Origin of the sequence: Actinomycetospora chiangmaiensis DSM 45062 (genome assembly GCF_000379625.1) — a bacterium.
GTDB lineage: Bacteria > Actinomycetota > Actinomycetes > Mycobacteriales > Pseudonocardiaceae > Actinomycetospora > Actinomycetospora chiangmaiensis.
In genome coordinates this window covers 585,484-605,725 of record NZ_KB903218.1, presented here as the reverse complement: position 1 = coordinate 605,725, position 20,242 = coordinate 585,484, and the positions used below count along the sequence as shown (strand labels likewise).

General features: G+C 74.7%; 20 protein-coding genes and 1 pseudogene. 9 read left to right on the top strand and 12 right to left on the bottom strand.

What is annotated here, in order from left to right; translation table 11 throughout:
* Positions 1–140, bottom strand: a pseudogene (locus A3CO_RS36610) (IS481 family transposase); the annotation flags it as partial.
* A 244-nt stretch (positions 141–384) separates the two neighbouring features.
* Here A3CO_RS36610 and A3CO_RS0107545 point away from each other — a divergent pair.
* Complete coding sequence (locus A3CO_RS0107545) at positions 385–1,200, top strand: mycofactocin-coupled SDR family oxidoreductase (RefSeq protein ID WP_018331637.1); 816 nt, start codon at positions 385–387, stop codon at positions 1,198–1,200.
* Positions 1,201–1,251: 51 nt separating this feature from the next.
* Here the strand turns inward: A3CO_RS0107545 and A3CO_RS0107540 are convergent, their stop codons facing one another.
* Positions 1,252–2,598, bottom strand: a complete 1,347-nt coding sequence (locus tag A3CO_RS0107540) for a wax ester/triacylglycerol synthase domain-containing protein (protein ID WP_018331636.1) — start codon at positions 2,596–2,598, stop codon at positions 1,252–1,254.
* Between the two features lie 81 nt (positions 2,599–2,679).
* Between A3CO_RS0107540 and A3CO_RS0107535 the strand changes: the two genes are divergently transcribed.
* Complete coding sequence (locus A3CO_RS0107535; RefSeq protein WP_018331635.1) at positions 2,680–3,477, top strand: helical backbone metal receptor; 798 nt, start codon at positions 2,680–2,682, stop codon at positions 3,475–3,477.
* Here the strand turns inward: A3CO_RS0107535 and A3CO_RS30660 are convergent.
* From A3CO_RS30660 to glsA, 3 genes are read right to left on the bottom strand one after another with little or no spacing between them, the layout of a single operon-like run.
* Positions 3,404–4,375, bottom strand: coding sequence for an alpha/beta hydrolase (locus tag A3CO_RS30660; protein ID WP_018331634.1), 972 nt, complete (start codon positions 4,373–4,375; stop codon positions 3,404–3,406). The two genes, A3CO_RS0107535 and A3CO_RS30660, sit on opposite strands and share 74 nt — an antisense overlap.
* A 52-nt stretch (positions 4,376–4,427) precedes the next feature.
* Positions 4,428–5,189, bottom strand: coding sequence for an SDR family NAD(P)-dependent oxidoreductase (locus A3CO_RS0107525; RefSeq protein ID WP_018331633.1), 762 nt, complete (start codon positions 5,187–5,189; stop codon positions 4,428–4,430).
* 28 nt (positions 5,190–5,217) lie between these two features.
* The gene (glsA, locus tag A3CO_RS30655) at positions 5,218–6,324 is read right to left on the bottom strand and encodes a glutaminase A (RefSeq protein WP_157647177.1); all 1,107 of its coding nucleotides are present in this window, start codon (positions 6,322–6,324) and stop codon (positions 5,218–5,220) included.
* Between the two features lie 61 nt (positions 6,325–6,385).
* Here glsA and A3CO_RS0107515 point away from each other — a divergent pair, with 61 nt between their 5' ends.
* The 3 genes from A3CO_RS0107515 to A3CO_RS0107505 all read left to right on the top strand — a co-directional run bounded on the left by A3CO_RS0107515 (position 6,386) and on the right by A3CO_RS0107505 (position 8,647).
* Complete coding sequence (locus A3CO_RS0107515; protein ID WP_018331631.1) at positions 6,386–7,216, top strand: LLM class F420-dependent oxidoreductase; 831 nt, start codon at positions 6,386–6,388, stop codon at positions 7,214–7,216.
* The gene (locus A3CO_RS0107510; protein ID WP_018331630.1) at positions 7,216–7,629 is read left to right on the top strand and encodes a TIGR03668 family PPOX class F420-dependent oxidoreductase; all 414 of its coding nucleotides are present in this window, start codon (positions 7,216–7,218) and stop codon (positions 7,627–7,629) included. The genes A3CO_RS0107515 and A3CO_RS0107510 overlap by 1 nt, the downstream gene beginning before the upstream one ends.
* Before the next feature lie 94 nt (positions 7,630–7,723).
* Complete coding sequence (locus A3CO_RS0107505; protein WP_026204374.1) at positions 7,724–8,647, top strand: hypothetical protein; 924 nt, start codon at positions 7,724–7,726, stop codon at positions 8,645–8,647.
* 4 nt (positions 8,648–8,651) lie between these two features.
* Here A3CO_RS0107505 and A3CO_RS0107500 read toward each other — a convergent pair whose 3' ends face one another.
* The gene (locus A3CO_RS0107500) at positions 8,652–9,779 is read right to left on the bottom strand and encodes an MFS transporter (protein ID WP_084681615.1); all 1,128 of its coding nucleotides are present in this window, start codon (positions 9,777–9,779) and stop codon (positions 8,652–8,654) included.
* 204 nt (positions 9,780–9,983) lie between these two features.
* On the opposite strand from A3CO_RS0107500, the gene A3CO_RS0107495 reads away from it, so the two are divergent.
* Positions 9,984–10,889 (top strand): LysR family transcriptional regulator, encoded by a 906-nt coding sequence (locus A3CO_RS0107495; RefSeq protein ID WP_018331628.1) that lies wholly within the window; start codon positions 9,984–9,986, stop codon positions 10,887–10,889.
* On the opposite strand, the gene A3CO_RS0107490 is transcribed toward A3CO_RS0107495, so the two are convergent.
* Both A3CO_RS0107490 and A3CO_RS0107485 read right to left on the bottom strand, forming a co-directional pair.
* Positions 10,855–11,610, bottom strand: coding sequence for a type 1 glutamine amidotransferase (locus tag A3CO_RS0107490; protein WP_018331627.1), 756 nt, complete (start codon positions 11,608–11,610; stop codon positions 10,855–10,857). The two genes, A3CO_RS0107495 and A3CO_RS0107490, sit on opposite strands and share 35 nt — an antisense overlap.
* Positions 11,607–12,794, bottom strand: a complete 1,188-nt coding sequence (locus A3CO_RS0107485) for a MurT ligase domain-containing protein (protein ID WP_245561445.1) — start codon at positions 12,792–12,794, stop codon at positions 11,607–11,609. Before A3CO_RS0107485 ends, A3CO_RS0107490 begins: the two co-directional genes overlap by 4 nt.
* 151 nt (positions 12,795–12,945) lie before the next feature.
* Between A3CO_RS0107485 and A3CO_RS0107480 the strand changes: the two genes are divergently transcribed.
* From A3CO_RS0107480 to A3CO_RS0107470, 3 genes are all read left to right on the top strand, one after another.
* Positions 12,946–13,620 carry a response regulator transcription factor gene (locus A3CO_RS0107480; protein ID WP_018331625.1) on the top strand — a complete coding sequence of 225 codons (675 nt, stop codon included), beginning with the start codon at positions 12,946–12,948 and terminating at the stop codon, positions 13,618–13,620.
* Positions 13,620–14,912: a sensor histidine kinase gene (locus A3CO_RS0107475; protein WP_018331624.1), complete on the top strand. Its 1,293-nt coding sequence runs from the start codon at positions 13,620–13,622 to the stop codon at positions 14,910–14,912. Before A3CO_RS0107480 ends, A3CO_RS0107475 begins: the two co-directional genes overlap by 1 nt.
* Before the next feature lie 114 nt (positions 14,913–15,026).
* A complete protein-coding gene (locus tag A3CO_RS0107470) occupies positions 15,027–15,815 on the top strand; it encodes an SDR family NAD(P)-dependent oxidoreductase (protein WP_018331623.1) in 789 nt (262 codons plus the stop codon).
* Positions 15,816–16,357: 542 nt separating this feature from the next.
* Here the strand turns inward: A3CO_RS0107470 and A3CO_RS0107465 are convergent.
* From A3CO_RS0107465 to A3CO_RS0107450, 4 genes are all read right to left on the bottom strand, one after another.
* Positions 16,358–17,179 carry an NAD(P)H-binding protein gene (locus A3CO_RS0107465; RefSeq protein WP_018331622.1) on the bottom strand — a complete coding sequence of 274 codons (822 nt, stop codon included), beginning with the start codon at positions 17,177–17,179 and terminating at the stop codon, positions 16,358–16,360.
* A gap of 23 nt (positions 17,180–17,202) precedes the next feature.
* Positions 17,203–18,195, bottom strand: coding sequence for an endonuclease/exonuclease/phosphatase family protein (locus A3CO_RS30650; RefSeq protein WP_018331621.1), 993 nt, complete (start codon positions 18,193–18,195; stop codon positions 17,203–17,205).
* A gap of 66 nt (positions 18,196–18,261) precedes the next feature.
* On the bottom strand, positions 18,262–19,053 hold the full coding sequence (locus A3CO_RS35440; RefSeq protein WP_157647141.1) for a methyltransferase domain-containing protein: 792 nt from the start codon (positions 19,051–19,053) through the stop codon (positions 18,262–18,264).
* Positions 19,054–19,085: 32 nt separating this feature from the next.
* Positions 19,086–20,234: an alpha/beta hydrolase gene (locus tag A3CO_RS0107450; protein ID WP_018331619.1), complete on the bottom strand. Its 1,149-nt coding sequence runs from the start codon at positions 20,232–20,234 to the stop codon at positions 19,086–19,088.
* Positions 20,235–20,242: the final 8 nt, after the last annotated feature.

Sequence of the window (20,242 nt, the reverse complement as noted above, 5' to 3'; positions counted from 1 at the left end):
CGCTGCGACCAGCGTTTCGCGGTCGGCCAGGAGACTTGGAAGCGGATCGCGGCCGCGGCGATCGGCCAGTTCTGCTCGACGATCAGACGCGCGAGCTTCAATCGGCTGCGCGGGGTCAGTGCCGCGTTAGCGTGGGCCACGGAGGACCTCCCGGTGGTGATGGGTGCCGTCAGACAGCTCCACAGCACTCCCGAGAGGTCCTCCCCTCAAGATCATTCAGACCGTGTCGTCACACCGGTTCAACCAACGTGTTCGGTCAGTACAACTAGCAACCGCGGGCGCCCGAGCACGGCGACTCCTCCCGGGCCGACCCATCCAGGGTATCTTTCGTGGCAGCAGGCGCCATCAATCGTGGGATCGGGCGCCGTCGAGAGGCGGAGCGACATGACCGGACGGGTCGCGGGGAAGGTCGCGCTGGTCACGGGCGCGGCGCGGGGGCAGGGGCGGGCCGACGCGGTCCGGCTCGCCGAGGAGGGCGCCGACGTGATCGTGGTCGACGTCTGCGGGCCGCTGCCCGGGGTCGACTACGCCTCGGCGACGCCGGCCGAGCTCGACGAGACCGTGGCCCTGGTCGAGAAGACCGGGCGGCGGGCGGTGGCGGGCCGGGTCGACGTCCGGGACCTCGACGGGCTGCGGACCGTGGTCGACGACGCCGTGACGACGCTGGGGCGGCTCGACGTCGTCGTGGCGAACGCGGGCATCTGCATCCCCCGCAGCTGGCACCGGGTCACCCCGGAGATCTTCCGCGACACCCTCGACGTCAACGTGACCGGCACCTGGAACACGATCATGGTCGGTGCACCGCACCTCGTCGCCGCGGGCGGCGGCTCGGTGATCGTCATCAGCTCGGCGGCGGGCATGAAGGTGCAGCCGTACATGGTCCCCTACACCGCGAGCAAGTGGGCCGTCCGCGGGATGGCGAAGGCGTTCGCCGCGGAGCTCGCGCAGCACTCGATCCGCGTCAACAGCGTGCACCCCACGGGCGTGGCCACCGGCATGACCGGGGAGGCGATGACGACCGCCCTCGGCGAGGCGATGGCCGAGAACCCGCGCCCGCGGGGGATGTTCACCAACCTGCTGCCGGTGGACATGACGCTCCCGGAGGACGTCGCCCAGACCGTGCTGTTCCTCGCCTCGGACGAGTCCCGCTACATCACGGCGCACGAACTGGCGCCGGATGCCGGGGTGACGGAGTTCTAGGTGGCCTCCGGCCCCGTGAGTACTTTTCCGTGCTCCAGCACGGAGAAGTACTCACAGGGAGCGGAGCTCCACCTCCAGCGCCTCGACGAACCGGTCCAGGCCCTCGTGGCCGCCGATGAGCCCCAGGTCGGCGTCGATCCCGAGACGCACGCGGCCGGCGTAGGAGAGCACCGAGACGCCGAGGCCGAGGCGGGCCGAGCACGGCACCCAGAACATCACGTCGCGGACGCGGACGGAGCCGATCGTCAGCTCCTCCAGCGGGCCGGGCACGTTCGAGATGATCAGCGATCCGGCCCGGGCGTAGCGGGCGACCAGGTTCTGCGTGTGCGACGGCGTCCCCAGCCCGGCCGCCGCGATGCCGGTGAAGCTCGCCAGCGCCTGGTTGGTCCGCTTGATCGTCGCCATCGACCGGTGCATCCGGTCGATGCGCCTGGCGCGGTCGGGCTCGTCGGTGGGCAACGGCGGCAGGACCAGCCCGAACTCGTTGCCGAGCTCGGCGGAGATCGGCCGGTCGAGCGGCCGCAGGTTCGTCGGCATCACCGCGCGCAACCGGGGCACGTCGTCGCCCAGGTGGGTCCGCAGGGCCCCCGCGATCGCCGCGCACAGCACGTCGTTGACGCTGCCGCCCGCGGCCTTCCCGGCCGCCTTCACGACGTCGAGCGGCACGTCCCCGGTCCACCGGGCGCCCTTCGCGACGCCGGGTCGGCCCTGCAGCGGTGACGGCTTCTCCCGCGGGGGGCTCGCCAGCAGCCACGCCGAGTTCTTGATGGCCCGGCCGGTCGCCCCGAGCTCCGCGGCGCCCTCGGGCGTGCCCGACCGCTTGATCGTCGCCCACAGCGCGGACGCCCGGTCCCGCACCTCGCGGCGGAAGAGCCGGAGGTCGTGGACCGGCTGCACCTCCTGCGGCGGATCGACGTAGACGGCCGGGGTGCGTGGGTCGGACACCGGGTCGGCCAGGGCGTGGAACAGGTGGCTCAGCGCGACGCCGTCGGCGAGGCCGTGGTGGATCGCGACGTGCACGGCGGTGCCCTCGTACCCGGTGATCGCCTCCATCCGCCACCAGGGCCGGTCGGTGGGCAGCGGCGTCGACATCAGCTCGCCGATCCGCCGGGCCAGCGCGTGGTCGTCCCCCGGCGCGGGGAGCGCCATGGTCGTCACGTGCCGGGTGAGGTCCGGCGGCGCGTCCACCCAGCGGGCCGGCCCGATCGGGCCGGTCGGCCACGTGGGGCGCTGCCGGAACCCCGGATACACGTCGACCCAGCGCTCGCGGACGCGGGTCCGCAGCTCCTCGAGGTCGATCGGTCCGTCACAGAACAACAGCCCGTGGACGACCATCCGGTTGGTCTCCTGCTCGAGCTGCAACCACGCCGTGTCGATCCCGGACGCCCAGCGGTCCATCGCACCTCCCGGAAGTGTGAGGTACGCACGGTACCGGGTGAGCGGGGCCACCGTGCAGGGACACCCGGCAGACTGGTGAGCATGAGCGCCACGCCGATCGACGACCAGGGGACGACCGTGGCGGTGCCCGACACGGTCCGCCGCGTCGTCAGCCTCGTCCCCTCCCTCACCGAGGCGATCGGGGTGTCCGACCCGCACCTGCTCGTCGGCGTCACCGACTGGTGCACCCACCCGACCGACCTCGACGACGTCGTCGTCACCCCGCCGGCGCGCATCCGAGGCACGAAGAACCCGGACCTGGACGCGATCGTCGCGCTGGCGCCCGACCTCGTCGTCGCGAACGAGGAGGAGAACAAGCCGGAGCACATCGCGCAGCTGCGCGAGCGCGGGATCGCGGTGTACGTCACCGACGTCCGCACCGTCGACGGCGCGTTCTCCAGCCTCGACGGGATGCTCGCCGCGTGCGGGCTCGAGCGCCCCGCCTGGCTCGAGGGCGCGGAGAAGGCCTGGTCGGAGATCGAGCCGGTGCCCGACGGGGAACGCCGGACCGCGATCGTGCCGATCTGGCGGCGGCCGTGGATGGCGGTCGGCGCCGACACGTTCGCGGGCGCGCTGCTCGACCGGCTCGGGATCGACAACGTCCTCGCCGACGGCGGGCCCACCGCGGAACGCTATCCGCGCTTCGACCCCGCCGACCTGCCCGCGCACGACCTCGTCGTCCTCCCCGACGAGCCCTACCGCTTCACCGCCGACGACGGGCCGGAGGCGTTCGACGTCCCCGCCGCGCTGGTCAGCGGCCGGTTGCTCACCTGGTACGGGCCGAGCCTGCTGGAGGCGGCGACGACGCTGCCGGGGGCGCTCCGGGTACCGACGGCGTGAGCGCCCGCCGCAGCACCGCGACCGTCTCCGCGGCCTGCCGCTGCGAGACGGCGGCGCCGGCGAGGATCACCGACCGGTGGAACGTGCCGGGGAACAGGTGCAGTTCGACCCCGACCCCGGCGGCGAGCAGCCCGGAGGCGTAGGCGAGGCCCTCGTCGCGCAGGGGGTCGTTCTCGTAGACCACGACGTAGGCCGGGGGCAGGTTCGCGAGATCCGTCGCCCGCGCGGGCGCGGCGTAGGCCGGCACGTCACCGTCCACGGTCCGCAGGTAGTGCACCCAGCTCCGCTCGGCGTCCGGCTGGCTCCACAGCGGGGTGTCGGTGAACGCGCGCATCGACGGGGTGTCGAGGCGGTCGTCGACCTCGGGGGCGTCGAGGACCTGGAAGCACACGGCCGGGCCGCCCCGGTCGCGGATCCGGAGGGTCAGCGCCGCCGCGAGCCCGCCGCCGGCGCTCATGCCGTGCAGGGCGACGCGGGCCGGGTCGACGTCGGGTCGCGCCGCCAGCCACGCGAGGGCGGCGGCGCAGTCGTCGAGCGCGGCCGGGTAGGGGTGCTCCGGCGCGAGCCGGTAGTCCGGGACCACGACGACGGCGGCCAACGCGGCCGCGAGGTCGGCCGCGAGCGTCGCGGACATGTCCGCGGACCCCATGACGAACCCGCCTCCGTGCAGCACGAGCACACCGGGGACCGGACCCGTCGTCGGGACCGGCGGGTGCGCGACGAGGACCCGCACCGGACCGTCGACCCCGGGCACCCGCTCCTCGACGACGGCGCCCGGGGGCGGCGGCGGAGTCCGGGCGGCGACCTCGCGCACCCGGGCACGGGCGACGTCGAGGTCGGCGATGTGCAGGTCGGGCAGCGCGGGCAGGGCCGCGGCCAGTTCGGGGTCCCAGCTCACCCCGCCGATCCCACCGTCCGGTCCCCGGTCGCGTCCAGGGACCTGGGTCGTGTCAGCTCGTGAGCAGCCCGCCCTCGACCGGCAGGGTGATCCCGGTGCAGTAGGACCCGGCGTCGGAGACCAGGAAGATCAGGGCCGTCGCGAGCTCCTCCGGGTCGCCGATGCGGCGGGCGAGGATGCGCGGGAGCTGCGCGTCGAGGTAGCCGTCCTGGTAGGAGTCGGTCATCTCGGAGGTGAAGAACCCGGGCGCGATCGCGTTCACGCGGATGCCCCGGCGCGGCGTCCACTGCTGGGCGAGGTCGCGGGTCAGGCCGATCAGGCCCGCCTTCGAGGCCGAGTAGGCGGCCTGCGGCAGACCCGCCGTCGTCATCCCGAGCACCGAGGAGATGTTGACGATGGAGCTGCCCTCCCCCATCACCCGCGCGGCGGCCTGCGCCATCCAGTAGCAGCCGTTGAGGTTCACGTCGATGACCTCGCGGAACTGCTCCGGGGTCTCCTTGAGCGCCGGCACCGCCGTGCCGATCCCGGCGTTGTTCACCAGCACGTCGACCCGGTCGAACTCGGCCATCGCGGCGTCGATCAGGGTCCGGCAGTCCTCCGGCGACGCCACGTCGGTCCGCACCGCGAGGGCCCGCCGACCCGCCTTCTCGACCGCCGCCCGCGTGTCGTCGAGCTTGTCGGTGCGCCGGGCGCCGAGCACGACGTCGGCGCCCGCCTCCGCGAGCGCCTGCGCGAACACCGCGCCGAGCCCCGAGGAGGCGCCGGTGACGACGGCGACGCGGTCGTCGAGACGGAAGCGGTCGAGGATGCCCATCCCCGGGACCGTAGTGGGTGCGCCGCGCTCAGGCCCGGGCCGAACTCTCGAGCGCCGCCGTCTCCCCGTGGTGTTCCTCCCGCGGCTCCGGGTCGAGCGCACCCGGCTCGGGCTCGGGCACCGGCTCGGGCCACACCCGCCCGCCGAGACGGCCCAGCTGCGTCTCCTCGGGGTCGGCGAAGATGTGCAGCCCGAAGCGGTCGGAGAGCTCGCGGAACACGTTGATCCCGCGCACCGAGTTGCCGTGCATGTCCAGGCCCGGGGAGAACACCGCCATCCCCACCTGGTTCGGGATCGCCGCCATGATCCCGCCGGACACGCCGCTCTTCGCCGGGATCCCCACGTCGTTGGCCCACTGACCGGCGGCGTCGTACATGCCGCACGTGAACATCACACCGATGACGTCGCGGACGTAGGTGCGCGGCATCGCCCGCTCCCCCGTCCGCGGGTTGACCCCACCGTTGGCGAGCGTCGCGCCCATCTCGGAGAGCTCCGCCGTCGTGACGTGCACCGAGCAGGCCGCCAGGTAGACCCGCAGGATCTCCTCCACCTCACCGACGAGCATCCCGAGCGAGCGCATGTAGTAGCTGATGCCGAGGTTGCGGTCGGCGTCGACCATCATCGCGTCGAGGAGGTCCTCGTCGACCTCGAGGTGCGGGTTCCCCGCGTAGATCCGCATCCGCTCGAGGAGACGGCCGACCTTCTCGTCGACGTCGGCGCCCCCGATGATGTCCGCGGCGACCAGGGCCCCGGCGTTGACCATCGGGTTGTGCGGGCGGCGGTGGACCTGGTCGAACTCCAGCGCGTTGAACGGGTCGCCGGACGGCTCGACCCCGACCCGGGTCAGCGTCGTCTCCCGCCCGTTGTCCTCCAGGGCGAGCGCGTACGTGAAGACCTTCGAGATCGACTGCAGCGGGAACCGGTGGTCGCAGTCGCCCACCGCCCACTGCGTGCCGTCGACGTGGGTGCCGGCGAGCGCGAACAGGTCCCGCTGGGCGATCGCCTCGGGCGGGTAGTAGGTGACGACGTCGGCGTGCCCCATCCGGGCCTGCCGTTCCAGCAGCTGCTCGAGCTGCTCCCGGGCACGCCGCTTCTCCTGCTCGGTGAGCGTTTCTTCCCACGACACGACGCGCATGATGACGTGCCGCATGGGTGATCGTCACGGGGGGAAGCCCCCGAACGTGCAACACGGCATCATGATGTTCCCGACCGACTACGCGATCGACCCGGCCACGCTGGCCAAGGAGGTCGAGGACCGCGGGTTCGACTCGCTGTGGTTCCCCGAGCACTCCCACATCCCGGTCTCGCGGCGGTCGCCGTACCCGGGTGGCGGCGACCTGCCCCGGATGTACGTCCACACCTACGACCCGTTCGTCGCCCTCTCCTTCGCGGCCGCCGCGACGACGACGCTGAAGGTCGCCACCGGCATCTGCCTGCTCATCCAGCGCGACACCATCCACACCGCGAAGGAGGTCGCCTCGCTCGACCGGCTCTCCGGCGGCCGGTTCCTCTTCGGGATCGGCGGCGGCTGGAACCGCGAGGAGATGGCCGACCACGGGACGAACCCGAAGACCCGCATGCGCCTCCTCGGCGAGCAGGTGCACGCCATGAAGGCGCTGTGGACGCAGGAGGAGGCCTCCTACGACGGCGAGTTCGTCCACTTCGAGACCTCCTGGGCCTGGCCGAAGCCGACCACGTCCCCCCACCCGCCGGTGATCGTCGGCGGCATGGGCCCGACCGTCGAGGACCGCATCCTCGATTTCGGCGACGAGTGGCTGCCGCAGCGCGTGGGCCCCGACAACGTCGACGAGTTCATCGAGCGCGCCGAGAAGCTCCAGCAGCGTGCCGCCGACGCCGGGCGCGGCCGCATCCCGATGTCGCTGTTCGGCGCCGAGACCTCGCAGGAGGCCCTCGACGGCTACCACCGCGCCGGGCTCGACCGCGTGATCTACGGCGTCTCCAGCGCCGACCGCGACACCGTGCTGAAGGAGCTCGACGAGCTCACGCCGCTGGTCCGGCAGCACTGATGCCCACGCTCGGGCCGGACGACGCGCGCGCACGGTTCGCCGCCGCGCGCGTCGCCCGGCTCGGGACGGCCTCCGCGACCGGCGAGCCCCACCTCGTGCCCGTGGTGTTCGCGGTGGTGGACGACCGGGTGCTGATCGCGATCGACCAGAAGCCCAAGCGGACCCGCGACCTGCGCCGGCTGCGCAACATCGAGGCGAACCCGACGGTGTCGCTGCTCGTCGACGTGTACTCCGACGACTGGTCCGCGCTCTGGTGGGTGCGTGCCGACGGGAGGGCCTCCGTGCGGGAGGACCTCCTCGGCGAGGCCCTTCCGCTGCTGGGGGCGCGCTACCCGCAGCACGCGGCGGATCCCCCGCAGGGTCCGGTCATCGAGGTGGCCGTCGCCCGGTGGTCCGGGTGGTCCGCGTCCTGACCGAGGGGCGATCGTCGCCACGTCGTGGGCGATTCCATCGTGCCCCATCGGACACTCCGACCCCACCCGTCACAGGAGCATGCACGATGGAGTGATGAGCAGCGCCGCTTCGATCACCATCGGTGTGCTCGTCGTCCTCACGATGGCCGCAGGCGTCCTCCTGGTGCGGCGCCGTGGACCCGGCGGGTCACACCGCGCCCCCGCCCCGCCGCCCCGCTTCCCCCTGGCCCACGCCGCACTCGCGGCCCTCACCGTGGGCAGTACCGCCTGGGCCGTCACGGTGCTCGCCGGAGGCGGCTCCCTCCCGGCCGCGCCCGAGCAGCCCCGGGCCCTTCCGCCCGGGGACGTACCCCGAGTCGTCGGGCCCGGCGCAGGCGCCCACCCGGACGGGCCGGCGCCGGACACCGGTCCGGTCGCACCCGTCGTCCTCGTCCCCGCCCCGGCGGCCACGCGCACGGTGGCCGCCACACCGGTGGTGCGCACGGTGTGGACGACCCTCGAGCCCATCGCCGACCTCGGCCGTCTCGTGCCCTGGCTGGATCGCCCCGCCGTGCACCTGCCCGCCGAGCGCCTGCCCGCCGTGCACCTTCCCGCCGTGGACCTGCCGGTGGCTCCCCTCCCGAACCTGCCCGTGCCGGGCGTGCCCCACCTCCCGGTCACGACCACGCCGAGCCTGCCGGTACCGACCCTGCCGTCCCTCCCCGGCACCACCGTCCCGGGCACGTCGCTGCCGACCACGACCCCTGCTCCGACGGCGCCGCCGATCCCTCCGACGACGCTTCCGATGACCCCGACGAGGACCACCTCCGGCGCGCCGACGCGCACGCCCGTGGCGTCCGCCGGCCCGACCGGGACGTCGACCTCCACCCCGTCGCGGTCGTCGAGCCCGTCGAGCCCGTCGAGCCCGTCCCGGACCTCGACGCCCGCGCGGTCGTCGTCCCACCCCACCAGCGCCCGCCCGATGCGCGGGTCGGACGGGCGTCGCCCGGAGGGACCGGGCCGCAGGACGTCCGACTGACCCGTCAGGCCGGAACGGGCACCGGAGCGCCCCGCCGCGCCTCCCGACGGGCGTGCACCTGCAGCCCGCCGCTCACCACCAGCACGGCCAGCCCGGCGACGGCGAGCACGGCCCCGACGAGGGCGGGCGCGAGCAGCCCGAACCCGGCCGCGATGACGATCCCGCCGAGCCACGCGCCGAGCGAGTTCGCGACGTTCGAGGCGGACTGGATCGCCGCCGAGGCCATCGTCGGGGCGTCGCCCACGATGTCCATGATCCGGGTCTGGATCGCCGGGCCGAGGGCCAGCGAGAACATGCCGGCCCCGAACAGGGACGCGACGGCGAGCACCGGGGTCCCGACGGTCAGCGGGAACGTCGCGAGCACCACGGCGAGGGCGACGAGGCAGCCGCAGAGCGTCTTCAGCGGCGCCCGGTCGGCGAGCCGGCCGCCGACGACCGATCCCGCGGTCATGCCGAGGCCGACGACGGCGAGAAGCAGCGTCACGGTCGTCGGGGCGAAGCCGCCGACGTCGGTGAGCATCGGGGTGACGTAGGAGTAGCAGGCGAACATCGCGCCGAAGCCGAAGACCACGGCGCCGAGCGAGAGCAGGACCTGCGGGTGGCGCAAGGCGGACACCTCGGTCCGCAGCGCGGCGCGACCGCCGCCGGACGGGGCGGCCTCCGGCACGAACGCCCACACGGCGGCGACGGCGAGCACCCCGATCACGCCGACGGCGGCGAACGTGGCACGCCAGCCGAGCGCCTGCCCGAGCAGCGTGCCGAGGGGGACGCCCGCGACGTTGGCGATCGTGAGGCCCAGGAACACCCGGGCGACGGCGGTGGCACGACGGTCCCGGTCGACCATCGAGGCCGCGGCCACGGACGCCGCCCCGAAGAACGCGCCGTGCGGCAGCCCGGTGAGGAACCGGATGACGAGCAGCGAGCCCATCTCGGGCGCGAGCGAGGAGAGCAGGTTCCCGACGGCGAAGGTGCCCATCAGGGCCATGAGCACCTGTCGGCGGGAGAAGCTCACTCCCGCCCCGGCGAGCAGCGGGGCACCGACGACGACACCGAGCCCGTAGGCGGAGATGAGGTGTCCGGCCTCCGTGACGGGCACCCTCAGCCCCGCGGCGACCTCGGGCAGCAGGCCCATGATGACGAACTCGGTGGTCCCGATGCCGAACGTGCCGACGGCAAGGGCGAACAACGCGAGCCCTGCGGAAGGACGACTGATCACGGCGGCTTCTCCAACGGGATCGATCCAGCAACGACGCGATCCAGGGTTGGCACGCCCGCGCCATAAGTCGAAGAACCGACACGCGAGAGTCGATAAGCTCAGCTTGTCTATGCTGGTCCGATGCCGACGCTGCGTCAGCTGGAGTCGTTCCTCACGGTCGTCGATGAGGGCTCGTTCACACGGGCGGCCGGCCTGCTCGGGGTGTCACAGCCCGGGTTGTCGCAGCAGATCGCCGCGTTGGAGGCCGAACTGGGCGCCTCGCTGTTCAGCCGGCTCCCCCGCACCGTGACGCTGACGCCCACCGGCCGGGCGCTCCTCCCCCACGCCCGCGCGGCCGTCGACGCCGCCGGCCGGGGCGCCCAGGCGGCCCGCGCCGTCGTCGGGACCGGGGCCGGCGAGCTGCGGATCGCGACGGTCTACTCGACCGGGCTCGGGGTCCTCCCGGCCGTCCTGACGCGCTGGCGCGCCGAGCACCCGGACGTCTCGGTGCGGCTGCTCGAGCACCGCACCACCGACGCGATGACCACCGCGATGCAGGCCGGGCAGGCCGACGTCGCGGTCGGGCCGACGCCCCCGGGGTGGCGGGGCCGGGTCCGGGTGCTGGGGGCGGAGGAGCTCGTCATCCTGCTGCCCGCCGAGGGCCCGCCGGACGTGCGGCACCACGAGGTCGCCCTCGAGCGGCTCGCCGACGCGGCGTGGGTGCAGTACGCCCAGAGCCACGGCCTCGCCGAGGAGCTCGACCGTGCGGCCGGTCAGGCCGGGTTCCGCCCGCGGGCCGCGGTGCGCACCGAGCAGACGGCCATGGCGCCCCTGCTCGTCGAGGCCGGGCTGGGCCCCGCGCTCGTGCCCGCCGGCATCGTCCCGGCGTCCTTCGCCGGCCGGATCGCCCGGCCGGTCCCGGTGATCACCCGGGAGCTGGCCGCGACGACGGGACCGGAACCCGACGAACTGACCTCACGCTTCGTCGCGCTGCTGGCCCGTCGGGCTGTCCTCATGCCCCCGCACGTCGCGCAGCGTCTGGGCTGAACCGGTCGCGAAATCGGGCGGCGAGGCCGCGCGCCGTCGACGACGGCACGCCCTCCGGGACCTCCAGCGGGGGCAGGTCGCCCAGGGCACGGGTGAGCAGGAGGTCGGCCAGCTCCGGGTTCCGGGCCAGGACCGGGCCGTGGAAGTAGGTCCCGACGACGGAGCCGCCCACGACGCCCTCGAGTCGGTCCCCGGTGCCGTTGCCGGCCCCGTTGCCCCGGACGCGGGCCAGCGGCGCGGCGTCCGGACCGAGGCTGGTGACCCCGCCGTGGTTCTCGAACCCGACCAGCAGCTCGGAGAGCCCGTCGACCAGCGGGTCGGCGGTCACGTCACCGATGCGTCGCGCCCCGCGACCGGGCACGGTCTCGACGTCGAGCCGGTCGAGGCCCGCTACGCGCGTCCCGTCGGCGACCGTGAACGCCCGCCCCAGGATCTGCAGGCCGGCGCACACGGCGAGGGTCGGGGCCCCGCGGTCGAGCGCGTGGCGCAGCCCGGCGGAGTCGCGCAGCCGCTCCACCGCGAGCATCTGCGCCGCGTCCTCACCACCGCCGAGGACGTAGACGTCGGCGTCGGCCGGGACGGCGTCGTCCCAGCCCACGGTCCGGACCTCGGCGTCGATGCCCCGCCAGCGCAGGCGCGTCGCGAGGACGGCCGCGTTGCCGGCGTCGCCGTAGGTGCCGAGCACCTCGGGCAGGACGAGGACGATCGTCGCGGGGCTCACGTCAGCACCCGCGCGGCGTCGTGGAAGGCGGTGTAGTTGCCGACGAGGTCGACCGCGCCCACCGTGTCGCGGGTCGCGCCCACGGCGTCGTCCGCGAGCCGGTGCGGGACGCCGGCGTAGGCCAGGCGCACCGAGAGCTCGCTCGCCCGCTCACCCGTCACGACCACAGGGTGCCCGGCCAGGCGTTCGAAGGGAACGTCCCACAGCCAGGAGACGTCGCGCCCGTCGGCCTCGCGGGAGTTCACCGCGACGACGACGGGGCGTCCCGGCCCCTCGTCGAGCAGGTCGAGCACCTGCGCCCAGCCAGCCGGGTTCTTCGCGAGCAGCAGCCGCGTGGTCCCACCCGGACGGGTCACCGTCCGGTAGCGGCCACCGACCTGCTCGAGCCCCCGCAGCCGGGCGGCGGCCACGGCGGGCGCGACGCCGAGCTCGGCCGCGACCGCGATCGTGAACGTCGCGTTGAGCCGGTTCGCGTGGCCGGGGAGCGCGAGCTCGAGCGGTACCTCGACCCCGTCCGGGCCCCGCGCCGACCACCCCCCGTCGGGGCGGTCCTTCTGCTGGACGAGCGCCCAGTCCCCCGGCGGGCGTTCGAGTCCGCAGGACCCGCAGGCCCAGCGCAGACCCATGTGCGACACCGGCCCGTCGCAGCGCGGGCACACCCCGGCGTCACCGGTCCAGCAGGACGGCGAGGACACCCAGAGCGGCGACGCGGACCGCAGCCCGGCCCCGGCGCAGAGCACGTCGTCGGCGAAGGCGACCACCCGGGCGCGCGGGTGCGCGGCCACCGCGTCACCGACCCGACGGGCGACGGTGCGGACCTCGCCCACCCGGTCGAGCTGGTCGCGGCTGAAGTTCAACAGCACGATCACGGCCGGATCCGTGGCCGCGGCGACCTGGCCGAGATAGGACTCGTCGACCTCCATGACGGCCAGCGTCAGGTCGGGGGCGTCGAGCAGCGCCGTCGTGATCCCGTCGGGCATGTTCGCGCCGAGGTGGTTGGTCGCGACCTGCCCGTCGCCGCCGAGCGCCCGCGCGATCATCGAGGTCGTCGTGGTCTTGCCGTTGGTCCCGGTGACCAGCACGACCGTGCGGCCCGCGGCCAGGCGCGCGAGCACCCGGCCGTCGAGCATGGTCGCCACCCGCCCGCCGATGACGGACCCGTTACGTCCCGTCCGACGGGCCACTTCGCTCACGCTGCGTGCAGCGGCGACGGCCAATCGGGCTCGCGTCGGCAGCCTCGGAGTCACGCTGTTGATCGTGCGCCCGCCCGGGTTAACGCTCGGCAAGACGACGCGCGGCACAGTACCGGCGAACGGGACCGTACCGTGATCGCCTGTGGCACAGCTGTGGGTCGTCGAGGACGACGACACGATCCGGGGAGTGCTCAGCTCCCGGCTGCAGGCGGAGGGTCACCAGGTCAGGGCGCTTCCCGACGGCGGGTCGGCGCTGGCCCGCCCGGTGACACCCCCGGACCTCGTCCTGCTCGACCTCGGGCTGCCCGACCTGGAGGGCACCGAGGTGTGTCGGCGACTACGGGTGACCTACCCGGACGCGGTCCTCGTGGTGGTCACCGCTCGCGACGACGAGATGGACGTCGTCGTCGCCCTCGAGGCGGGCGCGGACGACTACCTCACCAAGCCGGTGCGTTTCACCGAGCTCGCCGCGCGGGTGCGCGCCCACCTCCGCCGGGCGGGGGCGGCGATCCCCGAGGACCGGGGGGCACGGGTCGTCGTCGGGAACCTCACCATCGACCTCGCGGCCCGGCGGGTGACGCGCGGGGACGAGGACCTCCCGCTGCGCGCCAAGGAGTTCGACCTGCTCGCGCGCCTCGCGGCCGAGCCCGGGGTCGTCGTCACGCGGGAGACGCTGATGAGCGACGTGTGGGACGAGCACTGGTCGGGGTCGACGAAGACCCTCGACGTCCATATCGCCGCGCTGCGCCGCAAGCTCGGTGCCCGGCCCGCGATCGCGACCGTCCGCGGTCACGGGTACCGCCTCGAGAAGCCCTGATGCGCGCGCGCATCGTGCGGTTCGCGGTGGTGGTGTCCATGGTGGCGATCACGGTGTTCGGGCTGCCCCTGGCTGCCGGCGCCGCCCGCTACTACGTGGTGGACGAGCAGACCGACCTCGAGGGCGACACCCAGGTCGCCGCCGACGGGATCGCCGCCGTGCTCGCCGCGGGCGGCGTGCCCACCAACGTCTCCCCCGTCTCCGCCGAGAGCCCGGCCGCCGTCTACGCCCTCGACGGCCACCGCGTCACCGGCGACGGCCCGGACCGCATCGAGCCGATGCTCGCCGGTGCGCTCAGCGGCCGGATCGAACGTCGCAGCTCCTCCGGACTGTTCCTGGTCGCGGTGCCGGTGCTCGACGGGGACCGGCGCGTCGGCGTGCTGCGGGCGCAGCGCTCGCAGGGCGAGGCCGTCGAGCGGACGGCGATCACCTGGGGGGCGATGATCGTGCTCGGCCTGGCCGCCGTGGGAGGCAGCCGGCTCGTCGCGGGCCGGCTCGCGACGCGCCTCGCCGCCCCCCTCGAGGTCCTCGCCGACGACGCCCGGCGCCTCGGCGACGGCGACTTCACCGTCTCCGCGGACGCCGCCGACGACGCCGTGCCCGAGGTGGCCGCCGTCCAGCGGTCCCTCTCGTTCACCGCGACGCGCCTAGCCGACCTGCTCGCCCGCGAGCGCGCGTTCTCCGCCGAGGCGTCCCACCAGTTGCGCACCCCGCTCGCGGGGCTCCGGCTGCGCCTCGAGGAGGCCACGACCCTCCCGGCCGGCTCCCCGGCGCTCGCCGAGGCCCTGGAGAGCTCGCTGGAGTCGGCCGACCGGCTCGACCGCACCGTCACCGAACTCCTCGCCCTCGCCCGCGAGCCCGCCGGGGCACGACGGTCGACCGTGGACGTCGTCGCCCTGATGCACCAGGTCGTCGAGGAGGCCCGGGCCGACGGGATGACGGTCGACCTCGTCCTTCTCGACGACGGCGCGTCCATCTCGGGTTCGGGCGCGGCGGTCCGCCAGGTGCTGGCGGTGTTGCTGGAGAACGCGCGGGTCCACGGGGAGCCGCCCGTGACCGTGACGGTCCGCGAGGCGGGTCCGGCCGTCGCGGTCGACGTCGCCGACGCCGGGTCCCTGACGATCGACGAGTCGGCCCTGTTCGCGACCCGCCTCCCCACCGAGGGCCACGGCATCGGCCTCGCCCTCGCCCGACGCCTCGCCGAGGACCAGGGGGGCCGGCTCCGGTTGCGCTCCGCCTCCCCGACGACGATCACCCTGCTCCTCCCGGCCGCGTCCACCCCCGCAGCCTGAGGGGAACCTTCGCGCCACGAGAGCGCTCGAATCCTCCCATCACGATCACCGCCGGGGCCGCACACCCGCCGTCGGGAAGGGATGGAAGCCGGGCGCGCGGGGAAGGCAGCGCCCATGGACCTCGGACTGGGTGGAGCACGCGCGATCGTCACCGGGGCGTCGCGCGGCATCGGGTTGGCGTGCGCGCAGGCGCTGGCGGCGGAGGGTGCCCGGGTGGCGCTCGTGGCGCGGACGGCGGCGGACCTCGACGCCGCGGCCGCGACGGTCGACGGCGAGACGCTCCGGCTGACGGCCGACACCACCGACGACGCGGCGGTGCGGGCGGCGGTGGACCAGGTCGTGGCGGCCTGGGGCGGGGTGGACGTGCTGGTCAACGCCGCCGCCCGGCCCGCCGGCGGCGCGGCGATCCCGTCGCTGACCGACCTCACCGACGACGCGGTGCAGGTCGAGTTCGACACGAAGGTGATGGGCTACCTGCGGACGACCCGGGCGGTGGCGCCGTCGATGATCGCGCAGGGAGCGGGGCGCATCGTCAACATCAGTGGCCTGAACGCCCGCAGGACCGGGTCGATCGCCGGGACGATCCGCAACGTCGCCGTGGCGGCGCTGACCGCGAACCTCGCCGACGAGCTCGGCCCGCAGGGCATCAACGTGACCTGCGTGCACCCCGGCCTCACCGACACCGAGCGGACGCCCGGGATGCTGGCGGACATCGCCGCGAAGCAGGGCATCACCGAGGCGGAGGCCCGGGAGGGACTGGCGGCGACGACGAGCCTGCGGCGGGTGATCACGGCGGCGGAGGTGGCGGACGTCGTCACGTTCCTCACCTCGCCCCGTGCGGTCGCGGTGACCGGTGACTCGCTGGGCGCGGGCGGTGGGCAGCCGGGGGTCGTGCACTACTAGGTCCGGACACGCCGCGGCGGCGCCACCCCCGTCCCGGGAGTGACGCCGCCGTGGGCTTCGAAGGAACGTTCGGTATCGGGACCCGCCCCGGAGCTGATGTCTCGGGTCGCGGCTCACCGCTCGTGGGTCTGCGCTCTCTCGGCGTCGCCGCGCCGTACCTCGGGGGCTACGGGCGACCGGTGTCCGTTGAGCGGCACGAGCCGGTCCGGTGCGGGATGGTCCCTGCGATCAAACGATCACCTGCCTCCACGTCGGGACTGGGGTCGTGCCGCTGTTGGTCGATCCACGGGTGCTGCCTCGGTTGCTCTGTACCCTGTGATCGGAACCACATCGACACCCCCGAAACTACTCCGCGTCCGGTCGATGTCAACGCCCTCGTTCGCCCGCCGTTCGGGCGACGTTCACGCAGCGTCCCTCACCCACACGCGCGCCTTCCCTGCTCGGCACCGCATCGAGCGCCTGCCTCCCGCCGGCAGGGGTGGCGCGCACCTCGGACCGGCGCACAGCCGGTGTCGGGACCGATCGAGCGGCACCGGGACGGGTCAATCCGAGAAACACTCCGCGAGCCACTGCCGGTAGGTCCGGGCCGGGTGTCCGGTGCGGCGCGCGACCTCGTCGGTGACCGTGGCCGGCACCCCGTCGGTGGCCCGCCAGTAGCGGAAGAGCGAGTCGACGATGCCGGCCGGGACGAACCGGGTCATCTGCTCCCGGGCCTGCTCGGGGTCGACGGCCCGCACCTCGATCGGTCGTCCGACCCGCTCGGCGACCTGGCCGACCTGCTCGGCCATCGTCAGCGACTCCGGACCCGTGAGGTGCGGCGAGGCGTCGGCGGGGTCCGCGAGCAGGGCCGCGACCGCGACGTCGGCGATGTCGCGCTCGTCGATCGGGGTGGACTGGGCCTGCGGGAACGGCAGTTCGACGACGCCCGCGGCGATCCCCGGCGACCACTGCCCGGTGTTGCCCGCGAACGCTCCGGGGCGCAGCGCCGTCGTGGTGAGCCCGGCGTCGCGCAGGGCCGCCTCGGCGTCGGCGTGGTACGCCGCGATCCCCCCGGGCTCGGGGTCGGGCTCCTGCAGGACCGACTCGGAGGACAGGACGACGACGTGGCGCACGCCGGCGTCGGCCGCGGCGCGCGTGAACGGGCGGAGGTCCTCGGCGGCGTAGAGGAACACCCGGTCCACACCCGTCAGCGCGGGCTCGTACGACGACGGGTCGGCGAAGTCGAGCGCGACCCGCGCGCTCCCGTCGTCGGGAAGCAGGCCGGGATCGCGGCCGGCGGCACGGACATCGACGCCGGCGGCAAGCAGGCCCGCGCGGACGTGGGAACCGACGGCGCCGCGGGCGCCGGTGACGAGGACGGTCATGGCTCCACTGTGCTCCCGATCGATCACCCCGGCAGCGACAGGCGCACCAGCACCCCTCGGTGGTCGGTGCCCGGCAGGTCGAGCACCTCGCCGTCCTGCACGCCGACGCCGCCGGTGGTGAGCACGTGGTCGATCTGCACGCCGAACCAGCGCGGCAGGGACGACGGGAACGTGCCGGTCGTACCCGCGCCCACCGTCTCCAACGCGTCCGTGCAGCCGTCGGACGCCGACCGGAAGGCGCTCTGGTCGGTGGTGGCGTTGAGGTCCCCCGCGACGACGGCGGGTGCCCCGGCGCGGCAGGCGGGCGCGACGAGGTCCGCGAGGTCCCGCTGCCACATCCCGACCTGCCCGGACACCGGTGCCGCCGTGTGCACCGCCAGGAGCCGCACCCCGCCCGGCAGCGTCGTGGCGAGGCTCCCGAACAGCTGTCCCCGCAGCACCTGGACCGGCCCGACGTCGATCCGGGTCAACAAGGTGGTCGACCCGCCGTCCTCCACGGCGGGGGCGCTGACGCCGCGGTAGTCGGCGAGCAGCGGGGCGAGGCGGGTCCGGAACGTGTCGCCCCCCTCCGGGAGCACCACCACGTCGGGCGCCCGCTCCCGCACCAGCGCCGCGAGCGCCCCGACATCGGCCTGACCGTGGTCGACGTTGACCGACAGCACCGTCACGGACCGACCGGGCGGCGCGGGTTCGTCCGCCAGGAACCGGCTCCCGACGATCCCCGCCGCCCCCAGCGCCACGACCGCCGCACCGACCATGGCCGCGAACCCGACCGCGAACAACCGCGGCCGCCGCTCGTCGAGCGGTCGCCGCCCACGCCGCCGGGTGACCAGCACCCCCGCGAGCCGCCCGACGAACACCGACCCGGCGACCAGCACCAGCACCATCGGTGTCAGGGCGGCCAGCTGCACGAAGGGGGTGACGCGGTCCAGCCCGACGTAGCCGGGCAGCAGGACCACGAGACCCACGGCCACGCCCACCACACCACCGAGCAGGGCGGGCAGGGATCGGCGCACCCGATCATCGTCGCAGCAGCACCGGCCGCCGCGTGACCGCGTCCGACCGACGGGGCCACCACACCGCTACCGCCCGCAGGCGAGGACCCCCGTCACCGACCCCGGGAACGCCCCGGGCGCGTCGAGCTCGGCGAACCAGGCGGCGACCCGCGCCGCGTCGAGCCGGCCGTCGGCCACCGCCTCCTCCACGGGAGCGCGGACCGCCGAGGCCCACACCGGCGGCGGGATCGGCATCGCGAACGGCGTCTGCTCCACCACGAGCACGCCCGCGTCGGTGAGCAGCCGCCCGAGCGCGCGTCCCATCCGGTCGCAGCTCACCGTGCCGCACACCACCGCGAGCACCTCGTCGGCCGTCTTCGGGTCCCCGCCGAGCACTATCGAGGCGTAGTCCAGCTCGAAGAGCGCCACCCGTCCGTCGGGCCGGCGCACCCGGGCGATCTCGGCGACCACGTCGACCGCGTCGTCGGCGTACATGAGCACCCGCTCGGCGTAGACCGCGTCGACGCTGTCGTCGCCGAGGGGCAGCGCCTCCCCCGCCCCGGGCAACCACCGCACGGCGTCCCCGTAGCGCCCGGCCGCCTCCTCGAGCATCCGCGGCCGGTCGATCCCGACGACGGGTCCGGGCGCGTCCGCCGCCCGCGCAGCGGCGATCGCGGCCGCGTGGTGCCCCGCCCCGCACCCGACGTCGAGCACCGTCTCCCCCGCCGCGGGGGCGAGGTGCTCCGCCAGCCGCGTCCGGTAGGCGAGCACCGCCGGCGCCGCCTCGACCGACCGGAGGAACTCCACCGCGGGTCGGGCCGAGGTGCCCCGCTCCACGTCGTGGAACAGCCGGTGGATGTCCTCTCCACGCCCCGTCATGATGACCATGGAACGCGATCTTGGGGACACCGTCACCGTCCGGTCGGGTCGTGGATCCGTTTCCGGACGAAGTCGAGGACCGCGGGACGAACGATCTGCGCGCCCGGCGATCCGTACGGGTGATCGAAGACGTGGTCGGCGTAGGGCACCTGGACCAGTCGGCCCGGCACCCCGGCGTCGCGCAGGGCCGCGTCGAAGCCTCGGACGAGGTCGGCCCGGATGAAGTTGTCGGCCTTCCCCAGCACGAGCAGCGTCGGCGGCAGCCGGGGGTCGACGAGGTCGTCGGGCGAGGCGGCGCGCGTGAGGGCCGGGTGCGCGGAGGTGGACCCCCCGAACACCGCGTCCTGCAGCCCCGGAGCGATCTGCGTCATGTCGACGACGGGGTAGAACGCCACGGTCGCGCGCGGCGGCGGGGCGGTGCAGCCCCCGGGCAACGACGCGCGGGGCACCCCGGCCAGCGCCGCCGTCGTCGAGAGGGCGAGCGTGGCGCCGGCGGACTGGCCACCGAGGACGACCGCGTCGGGGTCGAGCCCGTGCGCCGTCCCGGGGCCCCGGACCCACGCGAGCGCGCACGCCACGTCGTTCCGCTGCGCCTCGCCGAGCGTCGAGCCGGGCAGCGGCGGGTCGCCGGGGAGGCGGTACTGCACCGCCACCACCGCGAGGCCGTGGTCGGCGTACCAGCGGTTGGCGCGGGCCCGGTCCGCGACGGTGCCGCGGACCCAGCTGCCGCCGTGCACCCACACCATCACCGGGTGCGGGCCGGGTCCCGACGGCAGGTGCACGGCCAGCTCCAGCCCCGGCTGGTAGGCGACGACGAGGTCCGGCGGGGCACCCCGCTGGTCGAGCGCCGTGAGGGTCAGCCCCCAGTCCAGACGCACGCCCGCGGCCCGTGCGGCGGCGGCCTGCGTCCCCAGGACCACGAGGGTCCCGACGACGGCGATCGCGCCGACCGTCGTCACCGCCCCGCCGAGACGGGGCACGCCGAGCGCGAGGAGCCCCACCCCGGCCGCGAGGCTCGCCACCGCCCCGAGCGCGGCGTGCAGCGGGTACTGGCCGGAGACGAACGACCCGAGGAAGCCGATCACCGGGAGCCGCGGCAGGAACGCGCCGAGCACGATCACCGCGAGTGCCACGGCGCCCGCGGCACCGACCAGACCGAGGGCGACCCGAGCGACCGTCACACCCCGAT